Below are 12,939 nucleotides of genomic sequence, written 5' to 3'. Positions count from 1 at the left end.
CGGGTCCGGCCCCCTCGTCCGGTCGAACGACTCATCGTTTCAGGAACACCTGCGCCATATATCATGTGCGGGGCGTCATTGATGTGATCGACGCCGAATCCCTGAATCCAGATGAGGTTTCTGCATGGCCGTCAAGGTGAGCGTGGTCATTCCGGTCTACAACCCGGGGGAGTACGTCGAGGACTGCATCGCCTCGCTGCTCCGCCAGAGCCTGCCGGACGTCGAGTACGAAGCGATCTTCGTGAACGACGGCTCGACGGATGCGACCCCTGCCCGGCTGGACGCGCTCGCCGCCGAGTACCCGCACATGCACGTCATCCACCAGGAGGCCTCCGGCTGGTCCGGGAAGCCCAGGAACGCCGGAATCGCCGCCGCCCAGGGCGAGTTCGTGATGTTCGTCGACAACGACGACTGGCTCGGCGACGAGGCCCTGGAGCGGATGTACGAGTACGGCGTCGCCAACAAGGCCGATGTCATCGTCGGCAAGATGGCGGGCAAGGGCCGTCCCGTACCGCTGGAGCTCTTCCGCGAGAACCGCCCGCACGCCACGGTCGACAACGCCCCGCTGATCGACAGCCTCACCCCGCACAAGATGTTCCGCAAGGAGTTCCTCGACCGGAACAACCTGCGCTTCATGGAGGGCCGCCGGCGCCTGGAGGACCATGTCTTCGTCGCCGAGGCGTACCTGCTGGCCTCGAACGTCTCGGTCCTGAGCGACTACCTCTGCTACTACCACATCAAGCGCGAGGACGCCTCGAACGCCGGCTTCCAGCGCTTCGACCCGGTCGGCTACTTCAAGAACCTCCGCGAGGCCCTCGACGTCGTCGAGCGGCACACCGAGCCCGGCCCGCTGCGCGACAAGCTCTACCGCCGCTGGCTGCGCAACGAGATGGTCGAGCGGCTGCGCGGAAGGCGTCTGCTCAATGTCGACGAGGACTTCCGCAGGGAGCTCTTCGCCGAGATCCACTCCGTCGTCACCGAGCGCTTCGGCCCGGGTGTCGCGGCCGGGATGAACCCCCAGCAGCAGGCCGTCGCCGCGCTCGTCGTCGCCGACCGGCTCGCCGACGTCGAGGAACTCGCCCGCTTCGAGGCCCAGGTGCGGCCCACCGGCCGGCTCAAGGGCCTGGAGTGGGACGGCGGCGTGCTGCGGATCGCCTTCACCGCCGAGTACCAGGCGGGGGAGGCGGAGGACGCGGCCCCGCTCACCTTCCGCAGCGACGAGGACGGCAAGGACCGGCTCGAGGCGCTGACCGCGCTCGGCATCGACATCCCCGTCTCGCTGAAGAGCGCCCGCGTCGATCTCGTCGTACGGGAGCGGCCCACGGCGGCCGAGTTCTTCCAGCCCGTCGACTGCACCCCCGAGCGGCAGACCGCCGACGACGGCTCCTTCCGGCTCGTGCTGCGTGCCGAGGCGTCGGTCGACCCGCTGACAGCGGCCAAGGGCGTCCCTCTCGGGGACGGCATCTGGGACGTGGTCATCCGTATCACCGCCTCCGGCTGGACCAAGGAGACCCGGCTCGGTTCGGTACGCGGTGAGGCCGCCGAGTCCGCCCGCCGGGGCACGCTCGGCGGGGAGCCGCGCCGGCTCGTCCTGCCGTACTGGACCGAGGGACCCGGCAACCTCTCGCTCGACGTCGACCACTCCACCAGCAAGTTCGACCGCGACGTCCGGGAGATCACCCCGCAGGACGTCACGCTCGACGGCGGCCGCATCACGCTGCCGATCCGGCTGGAGGTCGCGGAGACCGAGGCCGTGAAGGTGCGGTTCAAGTCCCCGTTGGACGGCAAGGCGGTCGAGGCGGACGCGACTCTTGCGCCCGGCGGGAACAGCGCCGAGCTCTCCGCCGCCCTGCCCGCCGAGGGTCTCGCGGGCCGGCAGGTGCGCATCGAACTGGGCCTGCCGTCCGCCAAGCGCGGCGAGCCGCGCTGGACGGTCCTGCCCGTCGCGCTGGACGTCGCGGCCGACGGCACCGCAGCCCTCACCACGACCGAGGCCGTCAACGCCGCGGCCAAGGAGGCGAAGGCCGCCGCGGCCGCTGCCGCGAAGGCCGCCAAGGCGGAGGCCGCCCGCAAGGCCGCGCGCAAGAAGCGCTCACTGCTGCGGCGTGTGGCTGGGCGTGTCAAGCGCACGCTCACCAAGTAGCGTCCCCACTCGCCCCCGATTCACGTACTGACGAATCACGTACTGACGAAAGCGCGACACATCATGCGAGCACTGTCCATCGAAGGCGCCTGGGTCCACGAGCCGAAGGTCTTCCCCGACGACCGCGGCAGCTTCCACGAGTGGTTCCGCGGTGCGGACTTCCGTGAGGCCACCGGCCAGGACCTCGACCTCGTCCAGGCCAACTGCTCGGTCTCCAAGCGGGGCACCCTGCGCGGCATCCACTTCGCGGACGTCCCGCCGAGCCAGGCCAAGTACGTCAAGTGCGTGCGCGGCGCGGTCCTGGACGTCATCGTCGACATCCGGGTCGGCTCCCCGACGTACAAGCAGTGGGAGATCGTCCGCCTCGACGACGAGACCCACCACGCGGTCTACCTCTCCGAGGGTCTCGGTCACGCCTTCTTCGCGCTGACCGACGACGCGACGGTCGTCTACCTCTGCTCCGAGGGGTACGCACCCACCCGCGAGCACGGCCTCCATCCGCTCGACGCCGACCTGGCCATCGAGTGGCCGGAGGGCATCGAGCCGCTCCTGTCGCCGAAGGACGAGCAGGCGCCGACCCTCGCCGAGGCCGAGGCGCAGGGGCTGCTGCCGAAGTACGAGGACTGCGTGTCCTTCCGTACGCAGCTGAAGAACCGTCCCAACCGCTGACGTCCCACCCTCTGATAACCCCGAGCACCCGGCCCGCAGCCTCACGTACGCTGCTGGCCGGGACTCAGGGACGTACAAGCAGGGACGGGGCAATCGCGGTGGCAGGCGCAAGGCAGGGTGTCGCTGACGCCCGCAGGATCGTCGTCAAGGTCGGCTCCTCGTCCCTCACCACCGCGTCCGGCGGGCTCGACGCCGACCGCGTGGACGCGCTCGTCGACGCACTCGCGAAGGCCCGCAGCGGCGGCGAGAAGGAGATCCTGCTGGTCTCCAGCGGCGCCATCGCCGCCGGGCTCGCCCCGCTGGGACTGACCCGCCGGCCCAAGGACCTCGCCCGCCAGCAGGCCGCCGCCAGCGTCGGTCAGGGGCTGCTCGTCGCCCGCTACACCGCCTCCTTCGCGCGGTACGGGGTCCGGGTCGGCCAGGTGCTCCTCACCAGTGACGACACCAGCCGCCGCGCCCACTACCGCAACGCCTACCGGACCCTGGACCAGCTCCTGGCCATGGGCGCGCTGCCGATCGTCAACGAGAACGACACGGTCGCGACCGACGAGATCCGGTTCGGCGACAACGACCGTCTCGCCGCCCTCGTCGCCCATCTCGTCCGCGCCGACCTGCTGGTCCTGCTCTCCGACGTGGACGGTCTCTACGACGGCGATCCGGCCAAACCCGGTACGACCCGCATCGACGAGGTCGCGGGCCCCGAATCCATCGCACACGTCTCCATCGGCGCCGCGGGCAAGGCCGGAGTCGGCACCGGCGGCATGGTCACCAAGGTGGAGGCCGCACGGATCGCGGCAGCCGCCGGCATCCCGGTCGTTCTGACCTCGGCCTCGCAGGCCGGCGACGCGCTCGCGGGCCGCTCCACGGGTACGTACTTCCTGCGTACCGGCCGCCGCTCCGGCGACCGGCTGCTCTGGCTGCAGCACGCCTCGACGCCGCAGGGCGCCCTGACCTTGGACGACGGGGCGGTACGGGCCGTCGTCGAGCGGCACTCCTCGCTGCTGCCGGCCGGAATCGCCGCCGTCGAGGGCGAGTTCAGCGCCGGCGACCCCGTCGAGCTGCGCGACACCGAGGGACGGGCGATCGCCCGCGGCCTGGTCAACTTCGACGCCAAGGAGCTGCCCCAGCTGCTCGGCCGCTCGACCCGGGACCTGGCGAAGGAACTCGGTCCGGCGTACGAGCGCGAAGTCGTACACAGGGACGATCTGGTGCTGTTGAAGCCCTGAAACGGCTGAAAGTCCAGCCTTCTGACAGGAACCTTTACGGAAACCGCCCCGCGACCCCCGTCGGACTGGTCAACTTTGTCTCGGGGGCAGAAGCAACACGCCACGACGCAGCAGCACAGGAGGCCGCCGGTGAGACGAGCGCGCCCGGGGTCACCGCCCCGAGGGGCCGGGGAGCGGACCCTGACCAGCGTCGGTGCGGGGACCGACTTCGACGAGAACCCGCAGTCCGAGCCCGACGAGGGCGTGCGGGGGGAGTCCGTGGATTCCACAGTGCTGTCCAAGCTGTGGCACATCACGCTGAGCGTCTCCGGTGCGGAGGCGCCGCTCAAGGAGGTCAGGCGCGGCCTCGAACAGCTCGCGCACGACCACCCGTTCCTGCTGACCAGCCGGTACGCAGGCGATCATGCGGAGATCCGCTACTGGGAAGAGGCGCGGGATCTGCACGACGCCGCGGCCGTCGCGCTGCGGTTGTGGGGCGAGCACCGGCAGACCGCGCAGCTGCCGCCGTGGAAGATCGTCGGGCTCGAGGTCATCGACCGCGAGACGTACCACCAGCGGATCGCGGAGGGGTACGGACCGCCGCCGGCGGCGCCGGTCGGTGTCCACCCCTTCTGAGGGGCTGTCCCAGCGACTGTCTCGGAGGCTGGGATTGCGGTCGGACGGCCGGAGCGGGCGCATTAGTCTGCGGTCATGACCTCGCTCTCGCCGCTCTCCGACCAGTCCCCGGTCATCCAGGCCGCCTACCGCGCCCGCGCCGCCGCGGCCGACCTCGCGCCGCTTCCGCGCTCCGCCAAGGACGACGCCCTGCTGGCGATGGCGGACGCGCTGGAGGTGCGGACCGCCGAGATCGTCGAGGCCAACGCGGCCGACGTCGAGAAGGCGCGGGCCGCGGGGACCAGCGAGACGGTCGTCGACCGCCTGACCCTCACCCCTGAGCGCATTCGCGCCATCGCGGCCGATGTGCGCGACGTGGCGGCGCTGCCCGACCCGGTGGGCGAGGTGGTGCGCGGCTCCACGCTGCCCAACGGCATCGACCTGCGCCAGGTGCGCGTGCCGCTCGGCGTCGTCGGGATCATCTACGAGGCCCGGCCCAATGTCACCGTCGACGCGGCGGCGCTCTGCCTGAAGTCCGGCAACGCGGTGCTCCTGCGGGGCTCGTCGTCCGCGTACGCCTCCAACACGGCTCTCGTACGGGTGCTGCGCGACGCCGTCGGCGGCTCCGGGCTGCCCGCCGACGCCGTACAGCTGGTGCCGGGTGAATCCCGGGAATCCGTGGGGGAGTTGATGCGCGCCCGCGGCATGGTGGACGTGCTCATTCCGCGCGGGGGCGCCTCCCTGATCCGTACCGTCGTCGAGCAGTCGACCGTCCCGGTCATCGAGACCGGCACCGGCAACTGCCATGTGTACGTGGACGCCGCCGCCGACATCGACATGGCCATCGCGATCCTGGTGAACTCCAAGGCGCAGCGGCCGTCGGTCTGCAACGCGGCCGAGACGCTCCTGGTCCACCAGGACATCGCCGAAGCGTTCCTGCCGCGGGCGCTGGACGCGCTGGCCGAGGCGGGGGTGACCGTGCACGCGGACGAGCGGGTCATGCCGTACGCCGAGGGCTCCAAGGCGACCGTGGTGGCGGCCACCGCCGAGGACTGGGAGACCGAGTACCTGTCGTACGACATCGCGGCGGCCGTGGTCGACTCGCTGGAGGCGGCCGTGCACCACATCCGGCTGTGGACCTCGGGGCACACGGAGGCGATCGTCACCACCTCGCAGCAGGCGGCGCGGCGCTTCACCCAGCTCGTGGACTCGACGACAGTCGCGGTAAACGCCTCGACACGGTTCACCGACGGCGGGCAGTTCGGGTTCGGGGCGGAGATCGGGATCTCCACGCAGAAGCTGCACGCGCGGGGGCCGATGGGGCTGCCCGAGCTGACCTCGACGAAGTACATCGTGACCGGGGACGGCCACATCAGGTAACGGGCATGCCCGGGGGGCAAGTTCGTACTCTCCCTGCCCAAAACGCCCGTCCCGGTCTACTCTGAATCCGTGCCGGACGACGTGGGGAACAGGCCCGACGACGACCGCGGGGGCGCGGACGACGAATTCGCCTCCGTGGTGTTCGACGAGGAGTTCGTACGGGCCGCCGCGATACATGAACCGAGCGCCGTGGAGCGCCTGTTGGCAGCCGCCGAGGCGCGCGCCGCGGCCGAGGCGGCGCGGGCGCGCGCGGGCGGGATATCCGGCGACGACGACCCCTACGACGACTACCGCCACGGCCCCGGCTACGACGCGTACACCACGGGGGAGCTGGGTGCCCCGGAGGCGGGTCCCTACGGGCGGCACGGCGGCGCTCTGCGCCCCTACCGCGGCTCGGCCCGCTGGCACCGGCCGATCGCCTGGATGCTGGCCCTCGTGCTGGGCGTGGGGATGGTCGCGCTGGCCTTCGCCGCGGTCTACCGGGGGGCTGCCGCCGGCCGTGACAGCCAGGTGCCGCCCCTGCCCGCATCGAGCGGTATCGATACGCCGGGAGCGGCCGCTCCTTCGGCGTCCGCGGACTACTCGGTGCCCGCGGTCTCGGCCGTCCCGCGCACCCCCTGAGCAGCGGCGTGAGAACTCGTCCGAACTTGTCGTGTACCAGGGCGTTTACCTTCCCGTTCCGCGACCTACTCTGAAGGTATGACGGGGCGTGGAGAGCCACCCGAGGGGACACCTGAAGGCCTCCCGAGCGGTGGCGAGGACGAGTACCGGTCCGTGGTCTTCGACGAATCGTTCGTCCGCGCTGCCCGGCTGCAGGAGTTCTCCGCGCAGGAGCGGATGGGCCAGCACGCGCGGGCCGTGCGCAGCCGCTCCGCGTTCTCGCTGCGCAGCGGACCGAAGCAGGCGGCTCTGCTCGTGGTGCTGCTGCTGATCGCCTTCGGTACGGCGATCTACATGGGTGTACGCCACCCCTACCAGGCGCCGGAGACCGCGAAGGCCGAGCCCGCCCGGATGACGGTGATACCCCTGGCACCCCAGCAGACGGTGCAGGGCGGCAGCGCCGCCGACCTCTTCGCGCGCAGCCCCGCCGCCCAGTTCAGGATCGGCGCCGAGGGCGTCAATCTGCCCGCGGTGCGGCGGACCGACCACTTCGCGGACAGCCAGGTGACGACGGCGCTGACCACCGCCAAGGACTACATCGTGGAGTCCTCGCTCGACCCCGACGTGCTCATCGGCGGCGTGGTGCGTCCGGTGCGGATGCTGCTCGACCCGGACCAGTTCGACCAGTTCGACCAGAGCTTCGCCTCGCCCTCCGACGACGGGCGTCATGCGGCGACCGGCTGGCTGGTGCGCTTCGACCCGTCGAAGGTGACGCTCGCCGACAAAGTGCGGGTGCAGGGAACGCTGAGCTACACCGACGTGGGCGCGGGGGAGCTGGAGGTCGTCGCGGACCACACCTTCACCTACGCGCTGCAGCCCGCCGGTGCGGGGACCGGGTCCGCGACAGGCGTCTCGCTGTTCACCGTCCGCCGCGAACTGCACTTCCGCTTCGACCAGGAGGACCTGCGCCAGCACCGGGCGGAGCTCCAGATCGCCTACGTACAGGCCGGTCCGCAGGCCTGCTCCGCGGATGCGGCCGCCGTGCTCAGGCCGCTGCTCGCGGGCCAGCAGGCGACGGCCCAGGGACCGGCGGGCACCGATCCCTACGCCACCGGACAGGCCACCGCCTCGCTGTGCGGGACCCTGTCACCTAGCTCCCAGCCGAGCCCGGCTCCTCGTCATTCGTAGTGTCGTCGTCGCTCCTGGCCTGGTCCTTCGCGGAGCCCGCCGAGCCCGACGACCCGCCGCCGGTGAACTTGCCGCGCAGCTTGCCGCCGATGTCCGCCGTACCGCCCGCTATGTCGCCGACCAGCTTCATCAGCGGGTCCTTGGAGTTGCGTACGTCATTGGCGTAACTGGACGCCGACTGGCGGAAGGAGTCCGAGACCGAGGTGTCCTTGTCCGCGTCGCGCCGCGGGTAGTGCCCGTCCATGATCCGCTGGAAGTCGCGGCTCTCCGCCCACTTCTTCAGCTCGGCGGCGCGCACGGTGGTGAAGGGGTGGGTGCGCGGCAGGACGTTGAGGATCTTCAGCACGGAGTCGCGCAGATCGCCGCCCGCCTCGTACTCCTCGGCCTGCTCCAGGAACGCGTCCACGTTCATCTCGTGCAGATGGTTGCCGCCGGCGATCTTCATCAGCCCGCGCATCGACGCCTTGAGGTCCTGGCCGACCAGCAGCCCGGCGCGGTCCGCGGAGAGTTCGGACTTGCGGAACCACTCGCGCAGTGCCGTCACGATCGCCATGATCGCGACATTGCCGAGGGGGATCCACGCGACCTTGAGCGCGAGGTTGGTGAGGAACAGCAGGATCGTGCGGTACACCGAGTGCCCGGAGAGGGCGTGGCCGACCTCGTGGCCGACGACCGCGCGCATCTCCTCCTCGTCGAGCAGCTCGACCAGGCCCGTCGTGACCACGATGATCGGCTCGTCCAGACCGATGCACATGGCGTTGGGCTGCGGGTTCTGCGTGACGTACATCGGCGGGACCTTCTCCAGGTCCAGGATGTAACAGGCGTCCCGCAGCATGTGGTTGAGGTGCGCGAACTGGGCGTCGCTCACCCGCACCGAGTCGGAGAGGAAGAGCAGCCGCAGGCTCCGCTCGGGCAGCAGGCCACTGAGCGCCTTGAAGACCGTGTCGAAGCCGGTGAGCTTGCGCAGCGCCACGAGGGCCGAGCGGTCCGCGGGGTGCTCGTAGGCGCGCGAGGAGATGCCAGGGAAGCGTTTGCGCTGCCTGCTCGGTACGTTGTCGCTGCTGTCGCCGGTGCCATTGGTGTCGTCGGTCATCGGTGTCCCCCTCATGTCGTCGAGCTGCCTGCGAGTCCTTGCTCGTCCCCCTGACGGCCTTCAGCGTATGCCCTGGGTCTACCGTTGGGCCGGGGGCTGTGGACAAACTCTGAGAGGCACACCCGACATGTCAGACCAGTTGGCGCTGCTTGCGGCCGCATCCGATTCGCAGGGTCCGGGCAATGTGATCCGGGTTGTGCTCGTCGTCTCGATTGTCGGAGCTGGGCTGCTCGCCTGGATTCTGCTGCGCGGATACCGCAAGAACGACTGAGTCGGCGTGAGCGTGCCCACAGGGCCCGCATACGATGTGCCGAAGTTGAAGTTCCCGCTCCGACTCCCGGATAGGTCCTGCCGATGAGCCTCCACACCACCACCGCACACCTGGTCTCCCTCGCAGAGGGTGCCGAAAAGGGCGGAAACCACGAATCGCTCAGCCCCTACATCACAGGCGGTGGCGCCTTCGTCGCTCTGATCCTCCTTCTGTGGATCACCACCCGCTTCAACCGCGACCGCTGATTCCTGCTCCTCAGCAAGGACCAGTAGGGTCTGCACGCATGGGAGAGCAGAAGAGGCGTCTCGGCGTGATGGGCGGGACTTTCGACCCGATCCACCACGGGCACCTGGTGGCCGCCAGCGAGGTGGCTTCGCAGTTCCACCTCGACGAGGTGGTGTTCGTACCGACGGGACAGCCGTGGCAGAAGAGCCACAAGGCGGTGTCCCCGGCCGAGGACCGCTATCTGATGACGGTCATCGCGACGGCGTCGAACCCGCAGTTCTCGGTCAGCCGCATCGACATCGACCGCGGCGGGCCGACGTACACCCACGACACCCTGCGGGATCTGCGCGACGCCAACACCGACGCGGACCTGTTCTTCATCACCGGTGCCGACGCGCTCTCCCAGATCCTGACCTGGCGGGACGCGGAACAGCTCTTCGCGCTCGCCCACTTCATCGGCGTGACCAGGCCCGGTCACGTCCTGACCGACGACGGACTGCCGGAGGGCGGTGTCTCCCTGGTGGAGGTGCCGGCACTGGCGATCTCGTCGACGGACTGCAGGGCGAGGGTCGCCCAGGGCGATCCGGTCTGGTACCTGGTTCCGGACGGTGTGGTGCGCTACATCGACAAGCGCCAGCTGTACCGCGGCGAATGAACCGCGGAGAGGGGCACCGTTGAACGACCGACAGAACCCGTATGTCCAGTACGACCAGTACGGGCAGCCGATGCAGCTCGTCGGGTACGACGAGTACGGGCAGCCGGTGTACCAGAGCTACGACCCGTACGGGCAGCAGCAGCCGCAGCAGCCCCCGGCCCCGCCGCAGCAACAGCCGCAGCAGGGGTACGGCTACGACCCGTACGCCCAGCCGCAGCAGCCGCAACAGCAGCAGCCCCGGTCGCCCCAACAGCCGTACCAGCAGCCGGGGTACGACGCCTACGGCCAGGACTACGGCACCGGCCAGCAGCCCGCGGTCGACACCACCCAGCAGTGGGCCGCGCCCCCGCAGCAGCAACCGCAGCAGCAGCCGCAGCGGCCCCAACAGGCCCCGCCCGCCCCGCAGCCGACCGTGCCCGAGCAGCGGCGGCCCGCCCCCGGCAGCCGCGAGTACGAGACCGGCCAGTTCGACTTCATAGAAGAGCCCGACGAGGACTCCGAGGACGTCATCGACTGGCTCGCGTTCACCGAGAGCCGCTCCGAGCGGCGCGAGGAGGCCAAGCGCCGCGGCCGCAACCGCGTCACCTCGCTGATCGTGGTGATGGCGCTGCTGGTCGTCGGCGGCGTCGGCTATCTCTGGTACGCGGACAAGATCCCCGGCCTGTCGGGCGGATCCAAGGACGACAAGGGCACGACCGCCTCGGGCGCGCAGAAGCGTGATCTGATCGTGGTGGACCTGCACGACCTCAAGAGCGGCTTCACCTCCTCGCTGCTGCTCGTCGACAACGTCACCACCCAGCAGGGCAGCGCCGTCCTGCTCCCCAACTCGCTCATGGTGGCGAACGACGACGGCACCTCCACGACGCTCGGCAAGTCGGTCGACGACGACGGTTCCGACGGCACCAGGGAGTCGCTCGGCACGCTCTTCGGAGCGAAGATCGGCGGCACCTGGCGGCTGGACACCCCGTATCTGGAGAACCTCGTCGAGGTGGTCGGCTCCATCGAGGTCGACACCGACACCGACGTGCCCGGCGCCAAGAAGGGCGACCAGCCCGTGGTGAAGAAGGGCAAGGCCCAGTCGCTGAGCGGCACCATGGCCGTCGCGTACGCCACCTACCGGGCGCCCGGCGAGGCCCAGGTGGCGCAGTTGCAGCGCTTCGGGCAGGTCATGCAGGCCGTGCTGAAGAAGTTCACCTCCGTCCCCTCGGGCGCGACGGTCGTGATCAAGAACCTGAACCAGGTCCTCGACCCGTCCCTCACGGACGCGGAGCTGGGAGCCTCGCTGGCCAAGCTCGCCGAGCACGCGAAGAAGGGCGCGTACAAGACGGCGCTGCTGCCGGTGCAGGCCGACGGCACGCTCACCGAGGCCGCCAGCAGCAGTGTGGTCAAGGACATCCTGGGCGGTGCGGTGAAGGCTCCGGAGAAGAGTTCGACGACCCGCGTGGGCATCAAGGACGCCACCGGGAAGACGGGCGCCAAGGAGTCCGCGAGGATCACGGTCGTCAACGGCGGCTATGCCTTCGTGGACGGAGGCAAGGCGAGCTCGGTGGCATCCTCGCAGGTCACCTATGGTGACGCGGCCGACAAGGCGAAGGCGGAAGAGGTCGCCAAGACGCTGGGTCTGTCCACCGGCGCGGTCAAGAAGGGCACGGTCGCCACGACCGCCGACGTCATGGTGGTGCTCGGCCAGGATTACAAGATCAATACTTCCTGACGGGTCCGTCGGCGGTCCGTGAGACCCTTGAGGTCTACACGACCGCCGACGAAAGCCTGCTTGTGACCGCCACGGACCGCTCCATCGAGCTCATCAACGCCGCCGCTCAGGCGGCCGCCGACCGGCTCGCGCACGACATCACCGCGTACGACGTCAGCGATGTGCTGTCGATCACCGACGCCTTCCTGCTCGCCTCCGCGCCCAACGACCGCCAGGTCAAGTCGATCGTCGACGAGATCGAGGAGCGCCTCAACAAGGAGCTCGGCGCCAAGCCGGTGCGCCGCGAGGGCGACCGCGACGCCCGCTGGATCCTCCTGGACTACGTCGACATCGTCGTCCACGTCCAGCACAGCGAGGAGCGTGTCTACTACGCCCTCGAGCGCCTCTGGAAGGACTGCCCCGAGCTGCCCCTCCCCGAGGACGCCGTGGCGACCCGCGGCAAGGGCGAGGAGCACGCCAAGCTCAACGGGCAGGCCCCCGGCAGCGGCCTCGACACGGACGGTGAGCTGATCTGAACGGGGACGACACCCAGCAGCGCAGCCGGGGCCGCCGCATCGTCCTGTGGCGGCACGGCCAGACCGCGTGGAACCTGGAGCGACGCTTCCAGGGCAGCACGGACATCGAGCTGACCGAGACCGGTGTCGCCCAGGCGCACCGGGCGGCCAGGCTGCTCGCCTCGCTGAAGCCGGACGCGATCGTCGCCTCCGACCTCAAGCGGGCCGCCGCCACGGCCGGTGAGCTCGCGGCCGTCACGGGTCTGGAGATCGCCCACGACTCCGCCCTGCGCGAGACGTACGCGGGCGACTGGCAGGGGCTGACCCACGAGGAGATCGTGGCGCGCTTCGGCGACCAGTACACCGCGTGGAAGCGCGGTGAGCCGGTCCGCAGGGGCGGCGGCGAGCTGGAGACCGAGGTCGCCGACCGGGCCGCTCCGGTCGTGCTCGGCCATGCCGACAAGCTCCCCGACGGGGGCACGCTCGTGGTGGTCAGCCACGGCGGCACGATCCGCACCACCATCGGCCGGCTGCTCGGTCTGGAGTCCCACCACTGGGAGGGCCTGGGCGGGCTCTCCAACTGCTGCTGGTCGGTTCTGGGCGAGGGCGCACGGGGCTGGCGGCTGCTCGAGCACAACGCCGGAACCCTTCCGGAACCGGTGCTCGGGGACGACGACTGAGCGCGGA

The 12,939-nt window shown here is 70.2% G+C and carries 14 protein-coding genes; 13 read left to right on the top strand and 1 reads right to left on the bottom strand.

Translation table 11 applies throughout. The features are described 5' to 3' along the window. Positions 1-124 precede the first annotated feature (124 nt). The 7 genes from OG707_RS11725 to OG707_RS11695 all read left to right on the top strand — a co-directional run bounded on the left by OG707_RS11725 (position 125) and on the right by OG707_RS11695 (position 7,800). A complete protein-coding gene (locus OG707_RS11725) occupies positions 125-2,143 on the top strand; it encodes a glycosyltransferase family 2 protein (RefSeq protein ID WP_329117205.1) in 2,019 nt (672 codons plus the stop codon). Between the two features lie 63 nt (positions 2,144-2,206). Further along, positions 2,207-2,812: a dTDP-4-dehydrorhamnose 3,5-epimerase gene (gene rfbC / locus OG707_RS11720; RefSeq protein ID WP_329117204.1), complete on the top strand. Its 606-nt coding sequence runs from the start codon at positions 2,207-2,209 to the stop codon at positions 2,810-2,812. A gap of 98 nt (positions 2,813-2,910) precedes the next feature. Beyond that, positions 2,911-4,038, top strand: coding sequence for a glutamate 5-kinase (gene proB, locus OG707_RS11715; protein WP_329117202.1), 1,128 nt, complete (start codon positions 2,911-2,913; stop codon positions 4,036-4,038). A 129-nt stretch (positions 4,039-4,167) separates the two neighbouring features. Then, positions 4,168-4,653, top strand: coding sequence for a hypothetical protein (locus OG707_RS11710; protein ID WP_329117200.1), 486 nt, complete (start codon positions 4,168-4,170; stop codon positions 4,651-4,653). A gap of 75 nt (positions 4,654-4,728) precedes the next feature. Next, positions 4,729-6,012 carry a glutamate-5-semialdehyde dehydrogenase gene (locus OG707_RS11705; RefSeq protein WP_329117197.1) on the top strand — a complete coding sequence of 428 codons (1,284 nt, stop codon included), beginning with the start codon at positions 4,729-4,731 and terminating at the stop codon, positions 6,010-6,012. 69 nt (positions 6,013-6,081) lie between these two features. Then, a complete protein-coding gene (locus OG707_RS11700; protein ID WP_329117195.1) occupies positions 6,082-6,633 on the top strand; it encodes an SCO2584 family spore wall biosynthesis protein in 552 nt (183 codons plus the stop codon). Between the two features lie 78 nt (positions 6,634-6,711). After that, the gene (locus OG707_RS11695; protein ID WP_329117193.1) at positions 6,712-7,800 is read left to right on the top strand and encodes an SCO2583 family membrane protein; all 1,089 of its coding nucleotides are present in this window, start codon (positions 6,712-6,714) and stop codon (positions 7,798-7,800) included. Here OG707_RS11695 and OG707_RS11690 read toward each other — a convergent pair. After that, positions 7,763-8,893 (bottom strand): M48 family metallopeptidase, encoded by a 1,131-nt coding sequence (locus tag OG707_RS11690; protein WP_329117191.1) that lies wholly within the window; start codon positions 8,891-8,893, stop codon positions 7,763-7,765. The two genes, OG707_RS11695 and OG707_RS11690, sit on opposite strands and share 38 nt — an antisense overlap. 127 nt (positions 8,894-9,020) lie before the next feature. Here OG707_RS11690 and OG707_RS11685 point away from each other — a divergent pair, with 127 nt between their 5' ends. The 6 genes from OG707_RS11685 (at position 9,021) to OG707_RS11660 (ending at position 12,932) form a co-directional block, all read left to right on the top strand. Continuing rightward, positions 9,021-9,164: a hypothetical protein gene (locus OG707_RS11685; protein ID WP_329117188.1), complete on the top strand. Its 144-nt coding sequence runs from the start codon at positions 9,021-9,023 to the stop codon at positions 9,162-9,164. An 83-nt stretch (positions 9,165-9,247) separates the two neighbouring features. Continuing rightward, a complete protein-coding gene (locus tag OG707_RS11680) occupies positions 9,248-9,409 on the top strand; it encodes a hypothetical protein (protein WP_329117186.1) in 162 nt (53 codons plus the stop codon). A gap of 38 nt (positions 9,410-9,447) precedes the next feature. After that, positions 9,448-10,044 (top strand): nicotinate-nucleotide adenylyltransferase, encoded by a 597-nt coding sequence (gene nadD / locus OG707_RS11675; RefSeq protein WP_329117184.1) that lies wholly within the window; start codon positions 9,448-9,450, stop codon positions 10,042-10,044. Positions 10,045-10,063: 19 nt separating this feature from the next. After that, on the top strand, positions 10,064-11,758 hold the full coding sequence (locus tag OG707_RS11670; protein WP_329117182.1) for an LCP family protein: 1,695 nt from the start codon (positions 10,064-10,066) through the stop codon (positions 11,756-11,758). A gap of 62 nt (positions 11,759-11,820) precedes the next feature. Continuing rightward, on the top strand, positions 11,821-12,273 hold the full coding sequence (gene rsfS / locus OG707_RS11665) for a ribosome silencing factor (RefSeq protein WP_329117180.1): 453 nt from the start codon (positions 11,821-11,823) through the stop codon (positions 12,271-12,273). Next, on the top strand, positions 12,270-12,932 hold the full coding sequence (locus tag OG707_RS11660) for a histidine phosphatase family protein (protein ID WP_329127738.1): 663 nt from the start codon (positions 12,270-12,272) through the stop codon (positions 12,930-12,932). Before rsfS ends, OG707_RS11660 begins: the two co-directional genes overlap by 4 nt. Positions 12,933-12,939 lie beyond the last annotated feature (7 nt).

This window comes from Streptomyces sp. NBC_01465, assembly GCF_036227325.1.
Taxonomy (GTDB): Bacteria; Actinomycetota; Actinomycetes; order Streptomycetales; family Streptomycetaceae; genus Streptomyces.
Note: the sequence above shows the minus strand (reverse complement) of the source record. Positions and strands in the feature narration are given on the sequence as shown.

Excerpts from the sequence above, each read along its gene's own strand:
- rfbC (WP_329117204.1), top strand. The coding sequence starts at position 2,207 with ATGCGAGCACTGTCCATCGAAGGCGCCTGGGTCCACGAGCCGAAGGTC.
- OG707_RS11695 (WP_329117193.1), top strand. The coding sequence starts at position 6,712 with ATGACGGGGCGTGGAGAGCCACCCGAGGGGACACCTGAAGGCCTCCCG.
- OG707_RS11680 (WP_329117186.1), top strand. The coding sequence starts at position 9,248 with ATGAGCCTCCACACCACCACCGCACACCTGGTCTCCCTCGCAGAGGGT.
- OG707_RS11690 (WP_329117191.1), bottom strand. The coding sequence starts at position 8,893 with ATGACCGACGACACCAATGGCACCGGCGACAGCAGCGACAACGTACCG.
- nadD (WP_329117184.1), top strand. The coding sequence starts at position 9,448 with ATGGGAGAGCAGAAGAGGCGTCTCGGCGTGATGGGCGGGACTTTCGAC.
- OG707_RS11705 (WP_329117197.1), top strand. The coding sequence starts at position 4,729 with ATGACCTCGCTCTCGCCGCTCTCCGACCAGTCCCCGGTCATCCAGGCC.
- OG707_RS11685 (WP_329117188.1), top strand. The coding sequence starts at position 9,021 with ATGTCAGACCAGTTGGCGCTGCTTGCGGCCGCATCCGATTCGCAGGGT.
- OG707_RS11725 (WP_329117205.1), top strand. The coding sequence starts at position 125 with ATGGCCGTCAAGGTGAGCGTGGTCATTCCGGTCTACAACCCGGGGGAG.